We start from the raw sequence: 26,425 nt of genomic DNA, 5'->3' as shown, positions 1-26,425 counted from the left end.
CCGACAAACGCACAACGAGAGAAAACGCACATGACGATCCGTATCGGGGCCAATCCTATCGGCTGGTCGAATGACGACATGCAGGAACTCGGCGGCGAGACGCCGCTGGAGGTCTGTCTCGCGGAAGCTCGCCAAGTCGGCTTCGAGGGCATGGAGCTCGGCCACAAGTTTCCGCGCGAGCCGGAAGCGTTGAAGAAGGCGCTCGCGCCCTTCGGCATGGCTTGCGTCTCCGGCTGGTATTCCGCCGAGCTTCTCAAGCGCGATGCGGATGAGGAGATGAAGCACCTACGTGCGCATCTCGATCTCCTGAAGGCGATGGGCTCGAACGTCCTCGTCTTCGCTGAGACCTCGAACGCCATTCATGGTGACCGTTCGAAGCCGCTCTCGCAGCGCCCAGTGATGAAGGAGAGCGACTGGGCCGAATTTGGCCGCCGCATCACGCAAGTGGCGGAAGCGACGCTGAAGGAAGGCGTGCGCCTCGTCTATCACCACCACATGGGCACCATCGTCGAATCGGAGAACGACATCGACGCCTTCATGCGCTCGACGGGCCCTGCCGCGCATCTTCTCCTCGATACCGGCCACGCCACCTGGGGCGGCGCGAACCCGGCAGCGCTGGCGCGCCGCTACAAGGATCGCATCAGCCACGTCCACACCAAGGATGTGCGCAAGGCCGTGATGGAAGAATCCAAGGCGAAGAACTGGAGCTTCCTCGATTCCGTCATCGAGGGCGTTTACACGGTGCCCGGCGACGGCATGGTGGATTTCGTCTCCGTGTTCAAGGAACTGCCGAACTACAGCGGCTGGGTCGTCATCGAAGCCGAGCAGGACCCGAAGAAGGCGAACCCGCTGAAATATGCCACGATAGGCTATGCCAACCTCACGCGCTTCCTGAAGGAAGCGGGCCTCCGGTAAGGATCGAGCATCATGTCGAAACTCCTGGTCAAACCGAGCAAGCCCGATTCCAACGGGCGCATTCATGCGATCACGCCGGCTTCCGCCGGGTGGACCTATGTCGGCTTCGAGGTCTATCGCCTCAAGGCAGGGCAAAGCGTGAAGCAGGCGACGGGAGACCGGGAGGCTTGCCTCGTCATGCTCTCCGGCAAGGCGAGGGTCGCCTCAGGCGGCCAGGATTTCGGCGTGATCGGCGGTCGCGCCTCGCCGTTCGAACCGGACCCGTGGTCGTTCTACGCACCCGCGAAATCCGACTGGTCGCTCACCGCCGAGACGGATTGCGAAGTCGCCTTATGCACCGCGCCGGGCACCGGCACATTGCCTGCGCGGGTCATCCGCCCCGATCAGGTGGGGCAGGAAACCCGCGGAAAGGGCACGAACACGCGCCATGTCCGCAACATCCTGCCCGAGACGGAACCGGCGGAAAGCCTGCTCGTGGTGGAGGTCATCACGCCCTCCGGCCACTGGTCGAGCTACCCGCCGCACAAGCACGACCGGGACGCGCTGCCAAACGAGTCGCTGCTGGAAGAGACCTATTATCACCGCCTCAACCCGCCGCAGGGTTACGCGCTGCAGCGGGTCTACACGGACGACCGCAGCCTCGACGAGACGCTCGCGGCCTCCGACGGCGACGTGGTGTTGGTGCCCAAGGGCTACCACCCCGTCGGCGCGCCGCACGGCTATGAGCTCTACTATCTCAACGTGATGGCGGGGCCGAAGCGGGTCTGGAAATTCCACAACGATCCAGATCACGAGTGGATGCTGAAGCAGGCGTGAGCGCCTTCACCTCAACAACACACCGCACCCTTCACCTCTCCCCGGCGGGGAGAGGTCGAGCGAAGCGAGGGAGAGGGGGATGCGGAGGGTTCTCCGGCAAGGGCGGAACCCCTCACCCCAACCCTCTCCCTAAGGGAGAGGGGGGAAGCGCGGCGGTTCCCGCGCTTAAGACGTCTTCCGCAAACGGCCCACGATGCCGCCCGGGAACGCATAGACGCTCGCCACGAACAGGATGCCGAGCCAGAGCAGCCAGCGGTCCGGATGCGTGAGGCTGGCGAGCAGCGGCACCGCGGCGAGCGATTCGCTGATCGAACCCATGAGCACCTGCAGATAGCTCTGCGCCAGCACGAAGAGCGCAGCGCCGATCACCGCGCCATACATCGTGCCCATGCCGCCGATGACGACCATCAGCAGCACGTCGATCATGATCGCGAAGGAGAGCGTGGTGTCCGGGCCGTTGTAGCGCAGCCACAGCGCCAGCAGCGCGCCGGCCACCGTCGCCGCGAGCGCGGAGATGACGGACGCCGCGATGCGGTAGGAGACGACGCGATAGCCCAACGCCTCGGCGCGGAACTCGTTTTCGCGGATCGCCTGCAACACGCGCCCGAACGGCGAGTTCACGATGCGCAAGAGCAGCAGGAACATGCCGAGCGCGACGAAGAACACGAGGTAATAGGCGAGAAGCCGCCCGTTGATCGCCGTGTCGAGGAACGTGCCAAGCTTGAAGGCCGGGCGAAGCTCCGGCGGAAGCTGAAACGACATGCCGTCCTCACCGCCCGTGATGCCGGACATCTGCGAGGCAAGCACCAGCACGGCGGAGGCGACCGCGAGCGTAATCATCGAAAAGAAGATCGCGCGCACACGCAGCGACACCAGGCCGATGATGAAGGCGAGCGCTGCCGAGAGCGCCAGCGCCGCGACGAGCCCGATGAACACCGAGCTCCAGGTCGCGCCGAGCTTGTTCAGCGCAATCGCGATGCCATACCCACCGATGCCAAAGAACATGGTGTGGGCGAAGGAGACGATACCGGTATAGCCGAGCAGAAGATCGTAGCTCGCCGCGAGGAGGATGAAGATGCAGATCTTCGCCGCCGTGCCGAGGGGCTGGCTTCCCGGCAGCGCGAAGGGCGTCGCCACGAGCGCAAGCAGCACGACGAGCAGCAGGAGCGACAGAGCCTTCGAGCGCGGCGGATCAGCGGAAAGGATCGTGCGCAACAGGCCGCCCTGCCGGGGCAGGGAAGAGACCGGGAGGGAAGAGAGCGTGGCGTCCGTCATTGGCGCGTCACCGGAAAGAGGCCCTGCGGACGCCAGACGAGAACCAGCGCCATGACAAGGATGTTGGAGACAAGAGCGAGTTTCGGCGCAAGAAAGCCGACATAGTTGGCGACCAGCGCCACGAGGAGCGAACCGACGAAGCACCCGCCGATGGAGCCGAGGCCGCCGACGATGATGACGATGAACACGAGCACCATCACTTCCATGCCCATGCCCGCCGTCAGCGTCTGGCGGTAGAACGCCCACATGACGCCGCCGAGACCGGCAAGTGCCGAACCGGCGACGAACACGCCGACGAAAAGGCGGCGGATGCGGTAGCCGAGCGATTCCACCATCTCAGGGTTCTCAACGCCCGCGCGGATGAGAAGGCCGATGCGCGTGCGGTTGAGGACTAGATACATAACCGCGAAGACACTCAGGCCCACGCCGATGGCGAAGACGCGGTAGCGCTCGATGGCGGCATCGCCGAAGACGAAAGCGCCGCGCAGCGTCTCGGGCAGCGCGATGGTGATGGGCGACGCACCCCAGATCGCATGGATCATCTGCTCGGCGACGATGAGGCCGCCGACGGTGACGAGGATCTGCTTCAGGTGGCTGCCGTAAACGGGGCGCACGATGATGCGTTCGAACAGCGCCCCGATCACGCCCGTGGTGAGCATCGCCACGAGAATGCACAGGCCAAGAAGGCCCAGGTTCAGCCACACCGAATCCGCCTTCGCCCAGCCGGCGAGCGGCCCGAGCACGATGAGCGTGGCGTAGGCCCCGAGCGAGATGAAGACGCCGTGGCCGAAGTTGATCACGTCCATCAGGCCGAACACGAGGGTCATGCCTGAGGCCATGAGAAAGATCATCATGCCCATCGCAAGGCCCGCCACCGTGAGCGTGACCCAGGAGGAGAGATTGCCGAAAAGCGGCGCGGAGAGAACGATCAGTGCCGGCACGAGAAGCAGCGGCACGAGATCGCGCGGCGTGCGCGGCAGATCGGGAAGAGCGTTATCTGTCGTTTGAGACGTCATTGATGCGCATCCAGGCTGAGGCCGAGCAGGTTCTGCTGAAGGGTCCGGTCCGTGACGAGTTCCGCCATCGCGCCGCGATGCACGACCTTGCCGTCGTCGATCACCACGACGCTGTCGCCAAGCACGGACGCCGCGTGAAAATTCTGCTCGACGAGAAGAATGGTCTCGCCCGCCTCCTTCAAGGCCTTGAAGGCCTCGATCATGGAGCGGATCATCACCGGCGCGAGACCCTTGGTGGGCTCGTCGATGAGAAGAAGGCTGCGCGGCTCGATGATGGCGCGGCTGATCGCCAGCATCTGCTTCTGCCCGCCGGAGAGATTGCCCGCAGGCAGCGACCAGAAACGCTTGAGCGCCGGAAAGAGGCTCAAGATCCAGTCGAGCCGGTTCTTGTCGATGGCGCCGCTGCGGGCGGCGAGCACAAGATTTTCCTGCACGGTGAGACCGGCGAAGATGCCCATCGATTCCGGCACGTAGGCAATGCCGCTGCGCGAGATGTCCGGCGTTTCCTGCCGCGTGATCTCGCGGCCTTCGAACAGGATCTTGCCGGCGGAAGCCTGCCACAGGCCCATGATGGTGCGCAAAGTCGTCGACTTGCCCGCGCCGTTGCGGCCGAGCAGCATCGTCAGTTCGCCCTTCGGCACCGCGAATGAGACGCCGTGGAGAATGTGATAGGGGCCGATATGCGTGTGGACGCCATCGAGAACGAGGGTCGCGTCAGTCATGAGCGGCCTCCAGACCGAGATAGGCCTCCTGCACGATGGGCGAGGCGATCACGCTCGCAGGTTCGCCATCCGCGACGAGCGCGCCGTTGTGCAGAACGATGATGCGGTCGGCGAGCGAGCGCACCACGTCCATCTTGTGCTCCACGAGCAGGATGGTGCGATCGCCTCGCGCCTTGATCTGGTGGATGAGTTCGAGAACGGTCGGAACCTCGTCCACGCTCATGCCCGCCGTCGGCTCGTCGAACATGTAGATCTTCGGATCGAGCGCCATGAGCAGCGCCACTTCGAGCTTGCGCTGGTCGCCGTGCGAGAGGGTCTTGGGCGAAAGGTGCCGCTTGTCGGCAAGATGCACCGTCTCGAGCATGGCCTCCGCTTCCTCGATGAGGTCGCGGCGCGTGTCCCAGATGTTGAACATGGACCAGCCGGCGCCCGCGCGGCTCTGGATCGCGAGCCGCACGTTCTCGAGCGCGGTCAATTGCGGAAAGAGATTGGTGAGCTGGAACGCGCGCCCGAGCCCGCGATGAGTGCGGGCGGAGGCGGGCAGGCGCGTGATGTCGCGGCCATCCACCAGCACCGAGCCCGCGGTCGCCTTCAACTGGCCGGAGATCAGGTTGAAATAGGTAGTCTTGCCCGCACCGTTCGGGCCAACGATGGCCGTGAGCGTGCCGGGCTGAAATGCGCATGAAACGGCATTGACGGCCACATGGCCGCCGAAGCGAATCGTAAGCCCGCGCGTTTCCAGCGCGGGCGTCGGGTTTGATGCAGAAGCCATGAGCTTCCCTTGGTAAGCTATCCCTCGGATAGGGCGGAAAAACCCGACCGGCATTCAGCCGGCCGGGTTCTTTTGTTTCTTGCACGTGCGCATGGCTTGAAGCCCTGCGCAACGGATCAGCGCTTGTTGCGCACCGGAATCGGCAGCTTCTCGGCCGGGATGGTGGCGACGAGGTCGAGCAGGTCGTTCTCGTCCTTGCCGTCCGCCTTGACCTTGAAGTGGTACATCACCTGCAGGGCCTGGTGATCCTCCTTGCGGAAGGTCATGGGGCCCTTCGGCGTTTCGAAGGTCATGCCTTCCATCGCCGAAATCAGCTTGTCCGTGTCGGTGCCGCCCGCCTTTTCGATGGCGGTGAGCGCGGCGGAGGCCGCCGAGAAGCCGCCCGCCGTGAAGAAGTCCGGCGGCGCGCCGTAGCGCTTCTTGTGCTCGGCGACGAACCACTCGTTCATCGGATTCTTCGGGAAGTCGGCGTAGTAATAGACTGCGCCTTCCATGCCCGGATAGTTCTTGTAGAGCTTCATGACCGGCAGGATGTTGCCGCCGGGCGCGATCTCGATGCCGTAACGCTCGGGCTTGAGATCCGCGATCTTCGGCAGCGGGTGCGGGCCCGCCCAGATGATCTCGATGATCTTGCGGCCGGGCTTGTCCTTCAGCGCGTCGAAGAGGCGCTGCGCGGAAGCCGTGAAATCCGTCGTGTTCTGGGGCGCGTATTCCTCGAACACCACCTTCGCGTTCGGGCGGATGGCGGCGAGCGCGCTCTTCAAAGCACCGACGCCGTCCTTGCCGAAGGCATAGTCCTGCGCCAGCGTCGCGATGGTGACATCGCCCGTCTCCGGCACAGCGGCGGCAGCGGCGTAAGCGTCCTGCGTGGAGTTGCGGCCGGTGCGGAAGATGAACTTGTTCCACTTCTCGCCCGTGATGGCATCGGCCACCGCCGGCTCGACGATGAGGACCTTGCCGCTCTCTTCGGCGACCGGAAGCATGGCGAGCGCCGCAGCCGAGGAGGTGGTGCCGACGGCGAGATCCACCTTGTCGTCGTTATAGGCCTGCTCGAGCAGGGTCTTGGCGAGGTCGGCCTTGAGCTGGTCGTCCTTGACGATCACGGAGACCTTGCGGCCCTGCCAGTTCATGGTGCCCTTGGTCAGGTACTCAAGGCCCATCATGAAACCGATCTCGGTCTGCTTGGCATAGGCCTCGAGCGGCCCGGTTTTGCCCGCGATCAGCGCAATCTTGATATCGGCGGCCGAGACGGCCGTGGCGGTGACAAGGCCGGCAAAAGCGCCGACCATGACGTATGGTAACCGCATCCTGATTTCCCCCAACAATCTGTGAAATTATGGTGCGGCATTGAGTCGGGGCCGGCCGCCCCTGTCAAGAGGTCGCCCCCGGCTTGCCACCCCCTACCTTGGGGTTACACGGTTGAGACGGCCACACCCCGGCCCGGCCCATCCCGTCAGAAAATCCGCGCTTGCCAAGGCGTTAGCGACCCTCCCCTTGCGAGGTTGCCCTTGCGCCCTCAATCGGCTAGTGAATTCACAAGGCCGTGCGCCGCAAGCACCCGTAGCTCAGCTGGATAGAGCGTTGCCCTCCGAAGGCAAAGGTCACACGTTCGAATCGTGTCGGGTGCGCCATTTTTCCAAGGATTTCAGTGTTTAGCTCGCTCCGCTCCGAATGCGCGGGGTAAGCGATAGGTAAGCAACAAATAGGATTTCGAATGTCACCCGCCGCGCTTGGCGCTGCTTCTGGACGCCGTTACGCTTCCTTGTAAGCAAGGTTCGTTCGCGCTCGCGTTTGGCTCAATGCTTCAAAAAGGGCGGTGATTCAGCGCTGTTTCAGAGAATCGATAGGCAGCCCGTTGCATTTGCTCTATCTGTTCCCGAAACTTCGGGTCATCCATCTTCTCAAGAAGTTGTTTAATGGCGGGGCTATTCGCTAACTCCTGCATGCGTTGGAATTGGGGGCCTTCAACGAACGCCCGCGCCTGTCCAACCAGTCTGTGCATGTTCGGACTGTTCATATACTCTTGAAGTCGCTCCACGGCAGGAGCCAAATAGCTCGTCACATCCCGCACCCCTCTCACAAGAGAGGTCACAACGTGCTGCGAAGATAAGATGGCATTCTGCCGTCTTTTCTTGGCTGCCTCTAGGCACTGCGGACCACTTTTCTTCCATTTGCGCTGGAGCCGGCGAGTATCCGCCTCGCCGTATATGCTCAGCCGCCGCATAGCCGTTGTTGGCCGCATGGGATTGGCCACGATCAAGTCCGCAATCTTTGACAGCGTTAGGCTGTCAGCTCCATTCAGACGGGAAGCGCCCTTAGGACGTCCGCGTCCACGCTTGAACTCATTAAACTCAGTCATTGTGGCCTCTCGGGTTATATGAACCTATATCGACCTGTTTCTAAAGCGGGATCCAGAGTCTTAAATTCCTGTGGTCAAGTTTTCGAGCGACATAAATTCGAGCACAATAAGCAAGACGTGACGTAATTTCCTATTTTATGCCGCTGAAAGACCTCCCCAGTGCCCTACACGTCCCCCCACTGACGCAGCGGGCTGCGCAGGGCTGCTTGGAGAGACATAGCGTTGGCGTACGAAAAATGGTCGCCTTGGCTGCACGGCTCCCCCCAGAGAACCCAAGAGCTAAGCGGTTTCACTCGAGGTTTGATTTGCTTTGATTGTTTTTCAAACTGCCCAGGGTGCGAGGCCCAACTGTCTATACTCGCGCGCGCGTACTGCTCCGAAAAACTCGGGAGGCTACGATTGACTACGCCGCCGTTGCTTCCTCACAAGCCACTGTTGATACGCAGCTTCCTCGGTAATGCCCTGTTCTCTAGCATTCCGTCTTATAGTGCGCATCGCATTGCGAGAGGGGCCGGAGACGCCTGTTTCCTCACGATGGGCTTTATTACTTGCGCTGAGAATCCACCAAGCCAACGGCATTAGGATCACGCCGATAAGTACGCTGATTTCCATATTCTGGCCTCACGAGCGTTGCGGGGTTAGCGTAACTTAGGCACCCTCGTATCGGAAGCGGAGCGACTTAGATTCCTTCGCTTTTTAGGGGCTGACAAAACTTCCTCGCAACTCTCCCCGTTATTTCGCTCGCGAGCTTGAAGAGCTCTTCCCGGTCTTCTGTTTCCTTTTAGTGGAAGGCGGAGAATGGAACGCTCGGGCCTTTTCCTGAGCCAATTCAAAGGCACGAACGCCCGACATCAATTCGCTGTCTCCGCGTTGTTGTTGGACTAGCTGATCTACGAGCATGGAGGCTACAGCTTGTAATGCACCCTTTCGGATAGTCTGTAGAGCGTCTGACCTATCGGCGGTTCCGTCCTCATCCCATCTAGTTCGGGTTGCCTCATCTATTTCGGTTACCCAAGGGCGATGCTCCTCAAATGCCTTTTCAGGATTCAGACACGCCTGAACTTCATGAAAGGGCGGATAGTGTCCATGTGAATCGAAATAGCCGCTGTAAGCCTTGGTGCATTCGACCAGTTGCTGAGCCAAAAGGGGAGAACCAGCGCCCCGCACAATTCGAAGCAGGTTGGCAGCCAACTCCCTCAGGCAGGCTTTGAGGTGCTCAGCGTCCGCCCGCCTTCGAAGCTCTATCTCCGTCTGTTCACTGACGACCTGGAGGGGCATGTATCGCTCCAAAACTTGATCCGCCGATTGCCTCCCACTTTAGGGCCTTCCCGAGGCAGCTCAAGCCTAGGAGAAGAACCTGCCCGAAAGTGCCCCAGTGTTAAGCATCACTGATGTAGTGGCAGTTTCAACGAGCCCGCCCAGGCCGCTCTTATGGCCTATACTCGCACGTATGCGCGTACTGCTCCGAAAACGCAGTATGGTTTTTGCGCTCTTCGGCCTTCGAAACTCCAATAACTTCCCCTTTTTAGGGACTCAAGAAACTCAAAGAGAGCGAGATAGGTCCTCCTTCTGGCTCATAAAGGCGGAAAGGCTCTGAAGGGTGCGCAGAAGCGGAAACGTAGGATCGCTCTCCTCTGACGCGAGCTGCGTTTCCTCATGCCATTTCACCACGTAGGTGAGAAGCGCGTTCGCTCCAGCATGAGTGGTCGGACACGTCGTTACCAAACGGCGAAGGGCGCGGTACTCAGACCAAGCCATCCGGTCTCGCCATGTCTCGGCAGTCGATAGACCACACTCGCCTGCGGAAGCACTTGTGTCCCTAATTAGGCTCTCAAGCTCGGAGCACGCGGACACAGCGGCCTCATGACGAGCGGCGGCCAATACATGCTCCCGAATAGCGTCGAGTATCGGATCTGATGAGCTGCGAGATATCGCAGAGAGCATTCTAGACATGAGCGCCCCCTTCCTGCGAGACGAGAGCAAGGACGCCATCAATCAACAGCACCAAATTGTGTGCAATGCCATCTTCGGCTGGTGCGTCTTGCTTCGTCCATAGGTAGGGAAAGCCCCATTGCTTAGTTGCGTGGGCGTGCACCGCCAAACCTTCGACGGTCTTTGGAATCAAACTTCTGATGTCATCCACCAAGTCGCTGAGCGGACCACAGAACGAGTCTTGTTGCTCGTACCAATAGGAAAGCCTGCTTTCGATACGCGCCTTCGCCTTTGCGGTCTCCCATCGCTCTGCGATGATAAGAAGGTTGCGCGCCTTGCTGACTAGATCGGCATATTCCGCGCCCGTCGCCTCCCAGCGCGGGACAAGTCGCTGGAGACCATCGACCGTCCACTGGTCCGAGCTCTGAGATGACACCCCGTCCCAAGGGACAGTGCGCTTTTCTAGACGGTGAGGGCCATTCCAACGCCAGACAATAGGCTCGGCAAGCTCGCGAGGCATGGGGCCGCAGAGACGTTGATAGGTAGCCTTTGCTTCGACGTATTTTGCGTCTGCTGCCTGGAAGGCAGTAAGCACCTCGTCGAAATGCCCCTTGAGGTTAAGTAGCTGCGCGTCAGGGTGAGGCTCTGAGGCTAACACCGAGACCGGAACGCAACCGACCGGCAGGGCAGCCGCCGAAGCAATCGAGACTAGGGCACGGCGAGAGATAGCTTTGGTCATGGGAAAGCTCCTTACATTCCGACTGCAGAGTGGGGGAGAGATGGATGGGCTGCGACGGCCCAAAGCTCAAAGGTGTCGGCATATTCGCCGGGGCTTGTCACAGTGCCCGGTGTGACAGCTGCAGCGGTAAGGCAGCGCATTTCATAAATCTGCGCTTCGCCCTTCGCTTCGGACCAGACAGCACGGAGAGCAAGACGAAGCTCGTTCCGGTAGCTCGATCCAAATTTGGATTGGTCGCGACGAGCGCGGCGGTGAGCTTCTCGCATGATGGCCGAGACATTGAATCGACCTGAGGAGATGAAGAGAAGGCGGTCGGTGAGAACGGCGGGTGACATTGGGAACCTTGTGATTTCATCCAATGTCAGATAAAATATCTTACGTTAAATCAAAGTCAAGATGAAATATCTCATGTCATATAAAATATCAAACATCAGCCCTCATCAAAGCCGCGCCGCTCGTGCCTTGTTAGACTGGAGCCGAGGCGATCTAGCTGAACGATCTAAGGTCTCGAATGCGACGCTAGCCGACTTTGAGGCGGGCAAGCGGGTGCCCTATGACCGCACGATTGCGGATATTGTGAAGGCATTCGAAGATGCGGGCCTTCAGTTCATCCCCGAGAACGGAGGAGGGGCCGGTGTACGGTTTAGAGATAGGAAATAGCCAACGCGCCAGGCAGGAAATTGTGGCTTGACGCCACGCGTTACATGGCACATATAAGAAACAACACGGCCGGCCCCTCTGCAATGCAAGGGTCGGCCTTCTTGTATCTGGACGTGTCTTGGCTATCTACAACAAGCCATATCTCTCAGTTCCCGATCAAATAGCGCTCCTTCGGAGCCGTGGGATGGAGATTCCCGACACGCAAAAGGCCCACGAGTACCTTACTCGAATCGGCTATTATCGTCTCAGCGCATATTGGTATCCGTTTCGGGAAACGGTCCTCAAGGCCGACGGTACCGTGCAAGCTCTTGATACCTTCAAGCCCGACACTTCTTTCAAAACTGCGGTTGATCTCTACGCCTTTGATAAGGCATTGCGGCTCCAATTGTTAGATGTCTTAGAGCGGATTGAAATTGCTGTAAGGACAAGCGTTTCCCTTAGACTAGGGGCCTACGATCCATTCGCGCATCGCAACGGCGCATTCTTGGACGGTCGTTTCGCGAGACCTGATCCCAAGACGGGAAGGGTTAAGCACAGCGAATGGCTTCAAAAACTGGACGACAAAGAAGTGAGCTCAAAGGAAGAGTTCGCCGATCACTTCCGCACTAAGTACCATGGTTCACATATGCCCGTATGGATTGCGGTTGAGTTGCTCGACTTCGGTCCACTCTCACATTTTCTAGCAGGCATGCGGTGGGTCGATAAATCGGCTATCGCAACTCAATATGGCGTTCCTAAGCCCGACCTCTTTGTGAGTTGGATCCGCGCCTTGTCCGTCGCCCGGAATGTGTGTGCGCATCATGCGCGTCTTTGGAATAAGCCGCTCGTTGATCAACCGAAGATGCCTGCGCACAATGAAATCCCAATTCTGGACCACCTAGTTCGTAGTCCGTATCGAAATACTCGCCTCTATGCCGCCTGTGCCCTGGCGCGTTATATGTTGCTGGTCGTCAATCCTCGGACGAAGTGGCCATCGAGGTTAAAGGAACATCTCAAAACTTTTCCTCGGAATCCTCACATCTCTCTACAGTCCAGCGGATTCCCGAGAGACTGGGAAAATCTCCCCCTTTGGCAATAAATCACTTTTTATGACCACGCAGGAATTCGGATTTAGGGCTTAGCGCTGCCCTTGGCCCGAAGCTGCTTGAGGGCTGGGCTATCACCATACCTCACTTCGCCGCACGCCGTGCGGGCATAAGCCCATCCTATCGGGTCGGAAGGATCAGGAAGGTAGAAGTAAAGGGATACGGATTCCCGCGCCTCTAACCGCCGGGGCCACGGCTTCCCATCGATGATGATGGGCTTTGTGATTGCAGCCCGTTCCCCCTTCTTGATCGTGTTTCCGTTGAGTGTGAAACCCACCTCATCGACCGTTAGTGCGAAGTTGCTCGAGTTGAGGACTTCAATGGCGAACATCGGCTCACCTGATGCCGGGAGCGCATGGACCGGCCGAACAGAGAGACGCACTCGCCGAGCACTCATGGCGTTCCATGTGTTCATGATGCCAAGGCCTGCACCAAGGACGGCGGCACTAAGGGTGATGTAGTCCTTCCAAGGAAGTGCGTTCAGATCAATCACAGAAGAGCCAGAGCACAGTAGTGGAGCTTATTCGAGCCTAGAGGCCCGAGAGGACACTCTGCAAGGGCCATCGCGTTCAATCCACGGTTAGTGACGCGCTATCCCCCTCGTTGTTCTTATCAAAGGATACCTCGGGGCGCGCCATTGGTCGGCGATTCTAAGTCGAAACCACCTTCCCCCCCATCCGCCAAGACCACAGAGACCCCTTAATTGTCCATGTTGTTCAAGGCGTCACGCACATCGTGGCGAGAGACCAGTCGCCCCAATCAACCAATCCTCTTGCTGTAGGTGCCGCCTGTCATGCCGGAGCCCGAAATACTCGCAGAGGCCACGGAATCCGCCGAACATGCCCTGGAGTGTGCCCGCGTGCCGTTGAGGCGCTCCCAGTGCCGCGCCTGGAACTCTACCCGCAATGCCGCCCAACTGTGCTGCGAGGTTCACCAATGCATTCGGCCATATGAACTGTCTGCGCTAGAGCGTACTGGGAACGTATCCCATCTAACAATCCAAACTGGGAATATCTGGTGCCCGAAGCACGCGTCCTTGAACTCGTGCAGTCATGACCGAGTGAGTCGGCGACCCTCGCATCTTAAATCGTAGAAGGGTGTCTCCTCTCCCTTTCTGAGCAAACTCGGTCAATATCTATCAACCTTCGTTCTTGAATTCTCGGTTGCGCTCTGCAAATGCAGCCATACCGTTCGTAGTTGACGCCACCAGCCGCAGAAGAACCCACCAGAGATAAAAGCCCATTTCTCCATTCAATGATCTCTCATCGAGCAGGCCGTGGGCAATGGAGTTGCGCAGATTCGGTCCGAGCCGCCCCGCCAGTAGCGTGCGTAGCTCGTAAAGCATGTCTTCACCCAGAACTTCCAGCAACTTCTCATGTTCGAGAATCTTTCCAAGCAACCAGACATCCTCAACGCCATTCGCATCGAAGTTCCGAGTGACAACACCGTGTTGTTCCAGGACGTGCCGAAGACCATTCTCAGCCTGCGGGACAAGGATATGAAGAGCCGTCGAGAAGTCGAATTGAAAACCAGCAACGATCCCCTTTACGAAGAGTGACAGACGATCTTCAGGAATGATTCGGCTGTCTTTGATGAGAGGTTCGATAGCGTCCTCATCAACTATGTGCTCATCACGGATGACGCGTACGGCGGGTGCAAGTACAGCATGGACATGAAAGTGCCTGTGTATGCGGGCCTGCTCGTCCATGAACCCCTCAACAGCCTGATCCTCCTGCTTAGGATCGCCTGTTCCAACAGGAGGTCGCACAGCGATCTTACGCCCTGCCGCATCGAATATGTCAGCTTGGAATAGCGACTGGAGGGGATAAGCTCTCATCCGTTCGAGAGCGTCCTCTCGCAGCTTGACTGGATCAAGTAGCGAGAGTGCCATCGCGAATTGGAAGAATGCGTCATCCAGAGTTAGGTCCCGAAAGTGCTTCTGCACAAGCTCGACCTCGGCGCGAATGTCGATCTCATCCGTCGAGGCAGTCTTCATTTCTTGGAGCGTCTGTCGCCCCGCTTCGGCAAGATGCGCCTGAAGCTCTGGCACACGAGCGCGGAGGGATGCCCGCTCACGAAACGCCTTAACAGCCTCCTGCCAGAAGTGGTGTGCGCTGATGAACGATCCAGCGGCCTCCAGCGCTTCTGCGTCCGCCACAAAGCTTTCAGCGCGAGAGCAAAGGGCTGCTTCTGCATCCTCTGACCGCCCAGCGCGGCGAAGGAGGCGTGCTTGAATGGCAAAGTGACTTCGCGCTCGCTCGCTGTCTCCTGATGCTCGGGCCGTCTGTGCGATCTTGCCCGCGATCTCAGCAAGGGTCCCAAAGTTCCCGAACCGGAACTCCTCCAGAAGCTTCATAGCCTTCAGACTGAAATAGAGCGGGTCCTGACCATCATAATATAGAATACGAGCCTCTATGTGAGCGAGTACCTGCTCCGGAAGCTCTCCTTTCGGCTCGATCTGGCGGGCCAACCGTACGGCCCGCTCGTAACGCTCCATAGCAGGAACCCAATGCTTGGGGTCTTCCAGGCGGGTAGCCGAAGCCACATAGGCATCCACCGCACTGCGAGCCGCAGTAATGTCACGGCGGCGAAGCCAGAGCACATCGCCTATACGTGCGCGGTACTCAGAATCATCGACTACCCCGAGGGTCTCGGCCAGTCCTTCAAGGTGATCCGCCGTGATGTCGTCGGGAATCATGCTTCGTTTGCCATCCATTACAAGCATCGGATGGAAGGGCTCAACAGCATCACCAGGGCGAAAGTGGAAACCAAAGATTTGACTCAGGACATCCCATCCGGAGTTCGGCATTGCCGAATGCCGCTCCTGAAATCCAGCGGCATACGTATGGCACTCCAGTTTCATCGAAGAAGAGACAACCTCTGCGATGGCCCCACCGGCAGGCAGGGGTACAACATGGTTTTCGCCCGAGTCGCTGATGGTGCTCATAAGCCCTAGTCCAAACTGGCCCACTTTAGTGTAATGTGACACTTTACAGTTAATATGTAAAGTGTCACATTACAGGCTGTGATCTCTAGCAAGGCCCGTTGCGATGTCAGACAAATCAACCACAAAGATTAAAGCAGCAGCATCGAGAGCCGCCCCTCACATTCATCCAGGCCAGTATGTTCGGGATACTATTCTAACTCCGAGGGCTATGTCCGTGACGGCTGCGGCAGACCTTGTTGGTGTCAGTCGACCGGCCTTCTCCAACTTCCTCAATGGCAAGGTTGCCACTACGCAGGAAATGGCATCGCGAATTGAGCGCGCCTTTAATTTGCCCGCCCAGACGATTTTGGACATGCAGGCTGCCTACGACGCAGCCCAAACCAAAGCCAAGGGAGCGCCAGCCAACACGAAGGCGTACGTTCCGCCATTCTTGACCATAAAAGCGAACGACATCGAGACATGGGCCTCGCAGAATATCTCCGCGCGCACGCGCCTTTCAGTCCTACTCCGTACCCTCGCCCATTCGACAGGGGTTGGATTGAAGAAAGTCGATTTTCCCGGCAACGACGATGCTCAGCGGCCTGGATGGGATGGCTTTGTCGAGGCCACTGAAGGCACACCTTGGATTCCTGATGGCACTTCAGGTTGGGAGTTTGGCGTCAACGTAGATATCAAGGGCAAAGCGGACAGCGACTTCGCAAAGAGCGTGAAGGCAACCAAGAAGGCCGACAGAGACAACACGACCTTCATGTTTGTCACGCCACGACGATGGGCAGGAAAGAGTGCTTGGGTAGAGGAGATGAAGGCTAAGGGGCTCTGGAGGGACGTGCGGGCGTACGACTCCAGCGATCTGGAGCAATGGTTAGAGCAGTCACTGTCAGGCCAAGCGTGGTTCGCGAATGAGACAATGCGCCCATCTGAGGGAGTTCGCTCCCTCGATCAGTGCTGGTCCGACTGGGTAGGTGCAACCAATCCACCGCTCGTGCCGGACTTGTTCGACTCCGCAATCTCCGCTGCCAAGAAAACAGCAGTTTCGCGTCTGTCAAAGGAACCTGAAGGGCCAACAATCATCGGAGCGGATTCTGTTGAAGAAGCCCTGGCGTTTCTCTCCCAGTTGTTCAGTGATAGAGGCGGCGAGGAACTGGCACTTCACCGTGACCGTGTCCTTGTCTTTGATCAACCCGGCATTCTTCCCCGATTGGCACAAGGTGCTCAGAACTTCATTCCTGTGGCTTTTACCCGTGATGTTGAACGTGAATTGGCACCTCTTGCTCGTTCCGTTCATACCATTATCATCTATCCGCGAAATGCCGCGCCTGACCCCCACATCGTACTTGAACCCTTGAGTCACGAGGCATTTGGCTCAGCTTTGGAAGGTATGGGATTTAATCGTGACGACGTTGCTAGGTACAGCAACGCTTCCGGTCGTTCGCTCACGGTCCTTCGACGGCAACTCTCGACAACCCCGGCAGTTCGGAAGCCCGAATGGGCTGTAGATCATACAACTGCCGGGAAGCTGATCCCATTCCTGTTGGCTGGCGCGTGGAACTCTCGGACTCAAGCCGACCAAACCGTGTTGACGCTACTGACCAATGACGAGCCGTATGAGGTGCTGGAGAAGGAGTGCCAACGCTTAGCGCAGATTAATGACGCACCACTCTGGTCTGTCGGAACGTATCGGGGTGTAATCTCAAAAATTGACCTGTTGTTTGCCATTGCTGGATCAATCACAGCCCAAGACTTAACTCGGTACTTCGAAACAGCGAAGATCGTTTTGGGCGAAGATGATCCCAGTCTGGACCTACCTGAGAGCGCCCGTTGGGCAGCTTCAATTTACGGCACGTCGCGCGAAATGTCTGCGGCACTCCGGGACGGCATATCCGAAACTTTGGTATTGCTCGCTGTGCATGGCAACCATCTCTTTAAAACTCGTCTCGGGATAGACGTGGAAGCATTAGCGGCACAGTTTGTCCGTGATCTCCTCACACCACTGACGTTACGTATCCTTGAAGCGCACGACCGGGACCTTCCTACCTATGCGGAGGTTGCCCCCGAGGAGTTCCTGTCAATCCTTGAACGCGATCTAAGAAGTGAGGAGGCTGCTGCGCTTCGGTTGATGCGCCCTGTCAATGCTGACACAGGTTTTTTCGGAAGTTGCCCCCGAACCGGCCTGCTCTGGGCACTTGAAGGGCTGGCCTGGAATCCGGAGACACTCCCACGGTCTGCTCTTATTCTGGCTCAACTCGCCCAAGTTGAGATCAACGATAACTGGGTCAATAAACCGATAAACTCCTTGTTGTCGATTTTCAGAGTGTGGATGCCACAGACAGCAGCTAATCGCGACATACGCCTAAACGTAATCAAACTCCTGACAGAAAAGTATCCTGCTGTTGCCTGGAAAATCTGCATTGAGCAGTTGAATACGGGCGATAAGTTCGGCGACTACAGCCATAAACCCCGGTGGCGCCCTGATGGATATGGCTTCGGTGAGCCTTTCACAGCATGGGAACCTATTATGGAATTTATGAGCGAGATGGTCGCCCTGGTTCTAGGTTGGAAGAATCATTCACGTGAGATGCTTTGCGACCTCATCGAGCATCTGCACGATCTTTCCGAAGGTGATCAAGCAAAAGTATGGGAGTTAATTCTATCGTGGGCCAACGCTGGAGCTTCCGATTCAGATAGAGCAATTGTGCGAGAGAAAATACGCGTCACGGTTATGTCGCGACGAGGTCTGAAGCGATCCAAAGAAACGAATTTTGCAAGCCTAACTAAAGCAGCCAAGGCTGCCTACCAGACGCTTGAGCCTGCCGATCTTCTCACTAAGCACGCATGGCTGTTCCGAACACAGTGGGTAGACGAGTCGGCTGACGAACTCCTCGATGAAAATATGGACCTTCAACTGCGCGAGGAGCGCATCAAGCAACTACGTATCGAAGCGCTGCGCGAGATCATACAACAACAGGAGCTACCCGGAGTTCTTGAACTTGCCGGTATGGGTGAGGCATCGTCTACAATTGGATGGCTTTTAGCAAAGGATATCTTACCCCAGGAAGGGATAAACAATCTTCTCCTTATGGCACTACCATTGGCTGCGATCAAGAAATCTGGCGGCATAAAAGACCTAATTGCTGGAGCTTTAGGGGGCCTCGCTGATGAGGCGAAACGTGTGAGTGTGCTGAAGTCAGTCAAGGAGCAAATATCAGACTCAGAAATGGTTCAACTGCTGCTGCTTGCGCCATTCTGTCGAAGAACGTGGCAGATAGTTGATGAGTTGGAGGATACCTATCAGCAGGCATACTGGAATGATGTTCCAGCGGGCTGGCCTCTCGAATCTGACGAGGAAAACCGGGAGGCTGTTGAGCGTCTGCTTGCAGCGCAGCGACCTCGGGCGGCCTTCGCATTTATTAAACGGCGGCTAGAGGTCGCTCCAACTTCCGTCTTGTTCCAGGTACTTTCCGAATGTTTGAAGGATGGAAAGGATCAGCCAGGGCATTATCAGCTTGATCAATACCACCTTGAAGAGGCTTTCACGCTTATCGACAAGGACCCAGAACTCACATTGGAGCAGAAGGCCAGTCTCGAATTTTCTTTCATTGACGTTCTTGCAAAACCGGGAAGCAGGCGGAAAAGCTACGGAATTCCCAACCTTGAGAGATATGTCGAGGTTCACCCTGAATTCTTCGTGCGGGCGATTGTTTTGAGATACAAACGGCGGGATCGTGATGAGGACCCGCAGGAATGGAGAGTTGATCCAGAGACTGCTGAACAATTCGCCAAGAAGGCTTACAAGTTGCTCGATGGCATCGAGCGCGTCCCTGGCCACAACAATCTCGGCGAACTCGATTCTGTACTCCTGGCTAAGTGGGTAAAATCTGTTCGAGATGCCTGCTCGGAGCTTAGTAGGTCAGAAATCGGAGACGTTTGCCTAGGCAAGCTATTTTCCTATGCTCCCGTAGGTCAGGATGGTATCTGGCCGTGCGAGCCTGTGCGAGATGTCATGGAAGACATCCAATCGGAAAGTATTTCCGAAGGTGCATATACCGGCTTGTATAACGCGCGAGGAATGCACTGGCGCGGTGAAGGTGGAGATCAAGAGCGGGAGTTGGCTAGAAAATATCGGGCTTGGGCTAACGCTCTGCATTACTCCCATCCCTTTGTGGCCTCTACAGTGCTGACCAATCTCGCAAAGACCTATGAGGATCAAGCGAGCCGAGAAGACGCGGAAGCTGGCATCAGAAGACGCCTCCGTTGAATGCCCAAGAGGGCTCCAAATCCTTACGATGCATTGCGAATTTAACGTACCAGAGGACTACCTATTGGCCCCGATAGGTCGCACAAATTATTTGCGTGATACGTAATCTATACACACATCGCTCCGATAAGGCTTTCAATAGAGATTGTCGAAGAAGCTTAGGCTTCTGAACCGAGGGTTGGGTTCCACCCTCGGCTCAGAAATTATTTGACAGATTTCGATTCCATGAGACCGTCGTCCAGTATGCAATTGCATCGGAGACGCTCTTGGGTCCAGCGCTGCCACGAAACACGCTCCGTCGACAACGTCCAGTGCAAGGGTGGGTTCTGAGTAAGCTCCTTGCTTGTGACGAGGCATTTCCAGGCACTCTCCGTCGCTACATCACAGCTTCGCCTCTTCGTGCGCAACTCATTGCACTCGTACTGTGCGAACTTGATTTGGGTTGCTCTGATATTATCGCATCACGCCTTCGTTCTCTGAGCAACCTGACAGGATTGGCGTTCACTGAGTCCCTGGCGCTCATTGCTTACACAATCTTGCACCGCCGGGTTCGAGATATCGTCCGGCACCTCTATCCGAATGCCGAGGGACTTGTGGGTGTCCTTGCAAAGATTGGAGACGAACCTCTTTCCGAAGAGAACTATCGTCTCATGGTCGAAATACACACGCAGCCTCAACATCGTGCTCGTCTTTCGGCTCTGCGGCATGTTCCGCGTGTTCCCGCTCGCGCATTTGCTATTTTAATGGCTCTTGAGCCGCCCTACGTGTCTATCAAGCTGGTGAAGCGGCTTGCTTCCATCCATCAGGTCAAAGATTTTCAGCGCTCCATTGAATTGATTAAGCGCGTCGTACCAACAGCCAACGATGATGTGCTTGTTGCCTCACTTGAGAGTTTAGAAACCGGGGAAAACCTTGGGAACTGGATTCAGCGCTGGCTTGATCGCGCATCGCACTTTTGGATTGAGCCGCCCTTGCTGGACACTTCCGAATTCGCTGTACTCGCAAATGCTGACGCGATGAGAGAAGCAGGCCACCGGTTCGAAAACTGTTTGGTGACAAAAGTTGCTTTTGTAGCTCTCGGACGCAGTTTATTCCTGGAGTATCTCGCCCATCCCTGCATCATCGAGCTTGAGCATCTCGACATTGGTTGGGCATTCCATGCAATTCATGAAAAATCCAACCTTCCGGTCAATCCTGCAATCACACGACAGGTGCTCAAGAAGTTAAATACGGCAGGAATTCGCATCCCGGCCCGCCATTTTCAGGCATCTTGCTACAATCGGGTTGCGGAATTGGCTAACATTTTCGACCTGAGCCGTGACGATTTTGGAGTGGGCGATGAAGAGGATGAATTCGCGCACAAACTTGCTTTTGATGTATCTTACGCTGCGTAAGAGCGTTCTCACCCATCAGCCTGCTTATCGTTCAGCGTCCTTCTAGGTCCCCTGCGCTTGCTGGCACGCTTCCTTGTCAGCGTGTCGCTGTCCGGTCGGGAAGGGAAATCGCGAAAAAGAGCAGTGATCTCAATATCAAGTGCCAATGCAAGATGCCAAAGCGTGACAATCGTAGGGTTTCGATTTCCCGCTTCGAGAGCGCTTATATGAGCCCGATCCACGCCAATTCGGTCGGCGACCTCTTGCTGAGTCAAGTTTGCGTCTAAACGCAATTGCCTGACGTTCTCACCAATTTTCTGCCGCACATCCATTCCGGGATGTGACGGCTTTGTGCGCTTTATTGCGACGCGATATAATGCACGTTATAAGATGCTATATATTGCACCTATCCCATCAAGGAGAGGGGCAAAGCTATCTGGAGCGCCGATGATCACCACATCACCTAAAGTCATCGCCATTGGCCTCTTCAGGTTCACTATTTTTCCGGGCGACCAAATCAACTCCGGTTACCACTTTGGCGATCTCGACGGAGACGGTCGCTTGGATATGGTCATCGGCGGATGGGCTTATGGCAGCGACCCGACTGGTCCGGACAACGCTGCCACACGCCTTTTGGTGCTGAAGCAGGACGCATCGGGTGGTTTCACGGAGTTTAGCGGCCTTTCCGGCACTGTCATCGCTGGGACATGGCAGCCCCTGGTCGCTGATTTCAACGGAGACGGAAAGGGCGACATCGGTGTTGCCGGATTCACCGACTTCCCAGTTACACCTGTGCGCTCGACCTTCCTCATCTCTGGTGCGTCCGGCTATACGCGCGTGGATTATGAGGACCGCATCTCGGCACATGGTGCCAATCTTGCCGACGTAAATGGCGACGGGCTGATGGATGTCATCACGGCAACCTACAGCGCTGTCGATTCAGCAACAGGAAACCCTCGCACCTCCGACCAGTATTTCCTCAGCCAGAACGGCGCAAACCCGATTGCGATCTGGAACACTCCCGACGCCAATCCGGTCAATCGCTCACCCGGTGGATCGGCGGTAGCGGCAGGCGATCTGGACAACGATGGTCAGGTGGACTTCGTGATCGGTGATGCCATCGATACCAGCATCCCGCTCTATGATGATGCTGGCTACTTCCAGCGTGCCGACATTCTAATCATGAAGGGCAATGGTACGGGGATGGTGAATGGCACAAAGGTTGCCAAGATCACCCCTTACTTCGAGACCCATCACGATGGTCTCTCGCCCATCGACTTCGGCACTGGCGAATTGTTTCAGGAGACGTATAGCCACGATGTCCGCACCATGATTGCGGACTTTGACGGGGATGGCCTGAATGACATCCTGACTCTGAGCACCAACTATTCGCTCGGTGAGAATGCCTCGGCTATCCGTATCTACAAGAACCAGGGTAGCTTCAACTTCGTTGATATAACGGACACTTGGCTGCCGGAGTACCAGAACAACTGGACTGCCGACTACAGCCTTCAGGTTCGTGATTTCGACGGCAATGGGACCATCGATTTGGCGATTGCCGAGGAAGGCAATGGAGCCACACATGGCAATGCGATCTTCCTTAATGACGGATCGGGTCGCCTGCACCTTGCTGTTCGGGACGAGTACCTGACATGGGCGAACACGTTTAAGAACGCCGCTGGCGTCTGGATCGACAATGTCCCGCGCTTCATCCCATACCTGACCGCGAATGGGACAGTGAACTTCCAAGTCCTGCGTGACAACGTCTTCCTGCCGGATGGAACCCGGTCGAGCGTCTATGGCACCCTGAACACGAACATCAACTTCAATAGCGACTTCACCACTGCCATCACAGCGAATGGGACGGCTGGAGGCGACCGTCTCACAGGGTGGGCGGGAGACGACACCTTCCTGGGTCTTGCCGGGGCCGATACCCTCAACGGTGGCTTGGGAAGCGACACGGCTTCCTACGCCGGAGCCACTGCGGGCGTGACCGCCAACCTGTCCAACTCGACTACAAATACTGGGAACGCGGCTGGAGATCAGTACATTAGCATCGAGAATCTGACTGGAAGCTCGTTCGCTGACATTCTGGTTGGGGACAACGCCAACAACGTTCTGAATGGCGGGGCGGGGGACGACCACCTCGAAGGCGGGCTCGGCGATGATACCTATTATGTCGATGGCGCTGGAGATCAAGTGGTTGAGACCGCGACCGCCGGAAACGCGGACACCGTTTATACGACGGTCAGCTACACGTTGGGAGCTTATGTTGAGCGGCTCTTCGCTCAAGGTTCGGATGCGGTCAGTCTCGTTGGCAACGACCTGAACAACACCATCACCGGCAACGCTGCTGTCAATACCCTTTATGGTCAAGCCGGAAACGATACTCTCAATGGCGGGGCAGGCGCTGACCTGATGAACGGCGGGATCGGCAATGACACGTACTACGTGGACAATGCCGGGGATCGGGTGATCGAGACCTCTACTGGGGGTGCTGCCGACACCATTTACAGCAGCGTTAGTCTGACCTTGGCGTCTTACGTTGAACGGCTTTACAGTTCTGGCACAGGAGCGGTCAATCTCACCGGCAACAGCCTTAACAACGTGATCACTGGAAATGCTGGCGCTAACCGCATCAACGGCGGCACTGGTAATGATACGATCAATGGTGGGCTTGGTAACGACCGTCTGACTGGCGGATCAGGTTCGGACAAATTCGTATTCAATACGACGCTGAACAAGTACTCAAACGTGGACACGATCACCGACTTTAGTGTGAAATACGATACGATCTACCTGGAGAACGCCATCTTCACCAAGCTAGGGAAGAATGGAACGCTCAGGTCCGGCTATTTCTGGATCGGCACAAAGGCGCATGATGGTGATGATCGGATCATCTACAACAAGGGCACGGGTGCACTCTACTATGATCCGGACGGCACCGGTCGTGCAGCCATGGTGAAGATCGCGAGCCTCTCGAAGGGGCTGAAGATGACCTATGCGGATTTCTACGTCATCTAAAGAATCGCAAACTGTCACTGATAAGCGACATCTTAGCTACTTGCACCTAGGAGGGAGTGGCTAAGAGCCACTCTCAGTTGCCAAGTGCTACCCTAGCCATTTCGGCAAGCTGCTCGTTGGTGTTGAAGGCTCTGCCACTGAAATGAGGAGCCAAGACAATGCGAGTGCCTTTGTCATCTGCAATCTCAAAGAGTCCTTGCTTTCGCCAAGGCGTCCCTTCGAAGAGCTTCTTATAGTGATCCCAGCGCTCCTTGCCATAGCACACTATGATTTCCCGCCGGAATTGCTGGATCAGGTCTCGAAGCATTGCTATCCGTTTGGGAAGCATGCCTTTGAGATACTCGTCCCGGTTTGAATATCTGCCGTAAGGAGAGTAGAGCCAATCAGTCGCTTTGTTGTGCGGATAGGGCAAGAGTTCAGTGAGTAACGTATCACCATTGGCAATGCCCAATTTTTTGGCTTGATACTCATTACGTTTACCGGAACTCAGGTCGATTATGCCTTCACGCCGAAGCATGAGGTCACACATGGCTCGCCATGTGCGCTGCCCTTTCCGAGCGCCACCCTGTAGCTCTATGACTGGGTCATAAGTTGAGCGGCGGATCAGGTCCTCTTCCAAGTCCTGGTCAGAAGCCAGTCCCTCCTCCATGCCAATAAAAACGACCGGCGCATCATGCCTGCCATATCCAATGAATGACTCGATCCTGTCCCAGTCGATCTGCGGTTTAGTGCTCAAGTCTTTACTCCCTTTAGAACCAGTATTGCACATGGTTCGCGCCTCTCAAGAGTCGGACTGTTCTCTGAGTCAAATCAGGAGATTGCTTCGGGATTCACTCTGCACCTTCTGCTTACAGTTAGTTTCCGAAAGACAAGCTGTTCGTACTCCGATTGCGTTGGTCGGCTTTCGCTAGAAGCTATTAACTGTTGCCAAAAATTCTTCAATTTTTGGACTGCTGATCGGGTGATGGAAATACAAATTGTTTGACGTGCAAAAAGTCCGTGCGAGAATTGTTCTTAATTGCACGGGAGTTTTTGGATGGATGCAGGTCGGAAGTTCGGGTATTCGCGAGTATCAACTTCCGACCAGGACTGGTCTCTTCAACTCGATGCCTTGATCAAGGCTGGTGTGGATGACCGGGACATCTACCGAGAGAAAGCGTCGGGCGCGAAGCGGGATCGGACCGAACTGCGTCGCATGATCGATCAGCTTCGCCCAGGGGATCAGGCGACGGTCTACCGTCTCGACCGGCTTGCACGTTCCCAGCTTCACTTGCTCCAAATCGTTGAAGAGATCGAGGCGAGGGGAGCAAAGTTAGTTTCGGTCATGGACAACATCGACACGAGCACTGCAACCGGAAAGATGGTTGTCGGTGTGTTGGCTGTCTTGGCCGAATTCGAGCGCAACCTTCTTCTCGAACGCAGTGCGGCAGGTCGAGCCATCGCCCGGCAGCGCCAAACTCGCTTTGGCCGACCTCCCAAAATCACTGATGCTCTGATCCGGCAGGTGATGCTTGCCCATGACGATCCGGCCACCACTGTCCCAGAGACATGTCGGATTTTGGGCATCAGCAGGTCTAGCTACTATGCGGCTCTCAGGGCAGGGCAGCGCGAAGCCATGGAACCGGCAGAAGCCGCATAATTGGGTCCAAACTAACTTTGGAAAGTTAGTTTGGACGGTTCAGACGGTCCAGGAGGCCGTCTCAGCCCTTGATCCAGTGGCCAGAAACTAAGTTTGAGGGCCAGAGGCTAATGCCTCCAGCCCTGCTGATTGGCCTTCCATCGCTCTCAATCACTCGATCCTCTCGTGATTGCTTGCATTTCAGGCCATCAGCGGTGATCTAATTTTGCTCATTATGCAGATCACTTCATTCTGCTTCACATCCTAGATGGCCCTCTCTCTCCCCCTCCACCGCGTGGCAAGAACGTGCAGTGGAAGAGGAGATGAGGTTCACATCCTGAGTGGAATTCTAACCTTCTAGGTCAGCCACGCGGCCTTTTTACAGGCGGCTGGAGGTTGCCCGGTCCCAGCATGTAGCGGCTTCTTCTCGGCCAGTCCCGCCTAGTTGTGAGAGTTTGGGATGGTCAACTCAATGTGTGTTTGTGCGGCCCAATGATCTTCTTCGAGATCATAGCCGGGTTTCAGAGCACCTTTTGCATTGGCTGGTCTTGCCTCCCGGGCGGACTTATAGCCCAACGGTTGGCGATCATGTAATCGCTGCTCATGCCCCTGACCGACCTAGAAGATCAGGGACATGCGAAGAGGCGTCAGATTGGTCAGGACGCACTTCTCCTCTTTTTAGATGCCTTCTTGCAAAGCGGCTTTTCAGCCCTTTGCCGAGCAGCCGTTACTCATCTGCCATCATGGGCGATGATGTCCGTCTCGGTCGGTCACTCTCCTCGCGTCTGGTCTGCGGCTTATGGCAGTGCGCCATGCCTCGTATGTTGTCCCAGATAGCGGCTTCGGGGTGGAGTCGCCCCTGTAACTCCTGAGTGATATGAAGGAGAAGCTGCTTCGAAAGCGTATCTCCTATATAT

The 26,425-nt window shown here is 56.8% G+C and carries 19 protein-coding genes and 1 tRNA gene; 9 read left to right on the top strand and 11 right to left on the bottom strand.

The features are described 5' to 3' along the window. Positions 1-30: 30 nt before the first annotated feature. Positions 31-915: a myo-inosose-2 dehydratase gene (gene iolE / locus DQW91_RS03880; RefSeq protein ID WP_112662202.1), complete on the top strand. Its 885-nt coding sequence runs from the start codon at positions 31-33 to the stop codon at positions 913-915. Between the two features lie 12 nt (positions 916-927). Further along, positions 928-1,731, top strand: a complete 804-nt coding sequence (gene iolB / locus DQW91_RS03875) for a 5-deoxy-glucuronate isomerase (RefSeq protein ID WP_112662201.1) — start codon at positions 928-930, stop codon at positions 1,729-1,731. Between the two features lie 165 nt (positions 1,732-1,896). On the opposite strand, the gene DQW91_RS03870 is transcribed toward iolB, so the two are convergent. The 5 genes from DQW91_RS03870 to DQW91_RS03850 all read right to left on the bottom strand — a co-directional run bounded on the left by DQW91_RS03870 (position 1,897) and on the right by DQW91_RS03850 (position 6,823). After that, on the bottom strand, positions 1,897-3,006 hold the full coding sequence (locus DQW91_RS03870) for a branched-chain amino acid ABC transporter permease (RefSeq protein ID WP_112662200.1): 1,110 nt from the start codon (positions 3,004-3,006) through the stop codon (positions 1,897-1,899). Further along, complete coding sequence (locus DQW91_RS03865) at positions 3,003-4,022, bottom strand: branched-chain amino acid ABC transporter permease (protein WP_112662199.1); 1,020 nt, start codon at positions 4,020-4,022, stop codon at positions 3,003-3,005. The genes DQW91_RS03870 and DQW91_RS03865 overlap by 4 nt, the downstream gene beginning before the upstream one ends. Next, the gene (locus DQW91_RS03860) at positions 4,019-4,744 is read right to left on the bottom strand and encodes a branched-chain amino acid ABC transporter ATP-binding protein (RefSeq protein ID WP_112662198.1); all 726 of its coding nucleotides are present in this window, start codon (positions 4,742-4,744) and stop codon (positions 4,019-4,021) included. The genes DQW91_RS03865 and DQW91_RS03860 overlap by 4 nt, the downstream gene beginning before the upstream one ends. Further along, on the bottom strand, positions 4,737-5,516 hold the full coding sequence (locus DQW91_RS03855) for an ABC transporter ATP-binding protein (RefSeq protein ID WP_112662197.1): 780 nt from the start codon (positions 5,514-5,516) through the stop codon (positions 4,737-4,739). Before DQW91_RS03855 ends, DQW91_RS03860 begins: the two co-directional genes overlap by 8 nt. A 116-nt stretch (positions 5,517-5,632) precedes the next feature. Next, positions 5,633-6,823 (bottom strand): substrate-binding domain-containing protein, encoded by a 1,191-nt coding sequence (locus tag DQW91_RS03850; RefSeq protein ID WP_112662196.1) that lies wholly within the window; start codon positions 6,821-6,823, stop codon positions 5,633-5,635. A gap of 247 nt (positions 6,824-7,070) precedes the next feature. Here DQW91_RS03850 and DQW91_RS03845 point away from each other — a divergent pair. Beyond that, positions 7,071-7,147, top strand: a tRNA-Arg gene (locus tag DQW91_RS03845). A gap of 173 nt (positions 7,148-7,320) precedes the next feature. On the opposite strand, the gene DQW91_RS03840 is transcribed toward DQW91_RS03845, so the two are convergent. Together DQW91_RS03840 and DQW91_RS03825 are read right to left on the bottom strand one after the other, a co-directional pair. Further along, positions 7,321-7,875 carry a hypothetical protein gene (locus DQW91_RS03840; protein WP_112662195.1) on the bottom strand — a complete coding sequence of 185 codons (555 nt, stop codon included), beginning with the start codon at positions 7,873-7,875 and terminating at the stop codon, positions 7,321-7,323. Positions 7,876-9,820: 1,945 nt separating this feature from the next. After that, positions 9,821-10,546: a hypothetical protein gene (locus DQW91_RS03825; RefSeq protein ID WP_112662192.1), complete on the bottom strand. Its 726-nt coding sequence runs from the start codon at positions 10,544-10,546 to the stop codon at positions 9,821-9,823. Between the two features lie 396 nt (positions 10,547-10,942). Between DQW91_RS03825 and DQW91_RS03815 the strand changes: the two genes are divergently transcribed. Both DQW91_RS03815 and DQW91_RS03810 read left to right on the top strand, forming a co-directional pair. Then, positions 10,943-11,206 (top strand): helix-turn-helix domain-containing protein, encoded by a 264-nt coding sequence (locus DQW91_RS03815; RefSeq protein ID WP_112662190.1) that lies wholly within the window; start codon positions 10,943-10,945, stop codon positions 11,204-11,206. Positions 11,207-11,390: 184 nt separating this feature from the next. After that, entirely contained in the window at positions 11,391-12,284 is an 894-nt protein-coding gene (locus tag DQW91_RS03810) for an Abi family protein (RefSeq protein WP_112662189.1), read from the top strand. Positions 12,285-12,316: 32 nt separating this feature from the next. On the opposite strand, the gene DQW91_RS03805 is transcribed toward DQW91_RS03810, so the two are convergent. Next, positions 12,317-12,622: a hypothetical protein gene (locus DQW91_RS03805; RefSeq protein ID WP_112662188.1), complete on the bottom strand. Its 306-nt coding sequence runs from the start codon at positions 12,620-12,622 to the stop codon at positions 12,317-12,319. Positions 12,623-13,429: 807 nt separating this feature from the next. Further along, positions 13,430-15,238, bottom strand: a complete 1,809-nt coding sequence (locus DQW91_RS03800; protein WP_112662187.1) for a DUF4209 domain-containing protein — start codon at positions 15,236-15,238, stop codon at positions 13,430-13,432. Between the two features lie 103 nt (positions 15,239-15,341). On the opposite strand from DQW91_RS03800, the gene DQW91_RS03795 reads away from it, so the two are divergent. Further along, the gene (locus DQW91_RS03795; protein WP_112662186.1) at positions 15,342-19,493 is read left to right on the top strand and encodes a HigA family addiction module antitoxin; all 4,152 of its coding nucleotides are present in this window, start codon (positions 15,342-15,344) and stop codon (positions 19,491-19,493) included. 311 nt (positions 19,494-19,804) lie between these two features. After that, positions 19,805-20,887 (top strand): hypothetical protein, encoded by a 1,083-nt coding sequence (locus DQW91_RS16540; protein WP_157961331.1) that lies wholly within the window; start codon positions 19,805-19,807, stop codon positions 20,885-20,887. Between the two features lie 8 nt (positions 20,888-20,895). Here the strand turns inward: DQW91_RS16540 and DQW91_RS03780 are convergent, their stop codons facing one another. Then, the gene (locus DQW91_RS03780; RefSeq protein WP_112662183.1) at positions 20,896-21,198 is read right to left on the bottom strand and encodes a helix-turn-helix domain-containing protein; all 303 of its coding nucleotides are present in this window, start codon (positions 21,196-21,198) and stop codon (positions 20,896-20,898) included. A gap of 115 nt (positions 21,199-21,313) precedes the next feature. On the opposite strand from DQW91_RS03780, the gene DQW91_RS03775 reads away from it, so the two are divergent. Beyond that, positions 21,314-23,890 (top strand): FG-GAP-like repeat-containing protein, encoded by a 2,577-nt coding sequence (locus tag DQW91_RS03775; RefSeq protein ID WP_198411763.1) that lies wholly within the window; start codon positions 21,314-21,316, stop codon positions 23,888-23,890. Between the two features lie 73 nt (positions 23,891-23,963). On the opposite strand, the gene DQW91_RS03770 is transcribed toward DQW91_RS03775, so the two are convergent. Next, positions 23,964-24,626, bottom strand: a complete 663-nt coding sequence (locus DQW91_RS03770; protein WP_157961330.1) for a hypothetical protein — start codon at positions 24,624-24,626, stop codon at positions 23,964-23,966. Positions 24,627-24,926: 300 nt separating this feature from the next. Between DQW91_RS03770 and DQW91_RS03765 the strand changes: the two genes are divergently transcribed. After that, positions 24,927-25,529, top strand: coding sequence for a recombinase family protein (locus tag DQW91_RS03765; RefSeq protein WP_112662455.1), 603 nt, complete (start codon positions 24,927-24,929; stop codon positions 25,527-25,529). Positions 25,530-26,425: the final 896 nt, after the last annotated feature.

The organism is Microvirga flavescens, assembly GCF_003290125.1.
GTDB lineage: Bacteria > Pseudomonadota > Alphaproteobacteria > Rhizobiales > Beijerinckiaceae > Microvirga > Microvirga flavescens.
The sequence above is the reverse complement of the archived record's forward strand: the minus strand, read 5'-3'. Positions and strand labels throughout refer to the sequence as shown.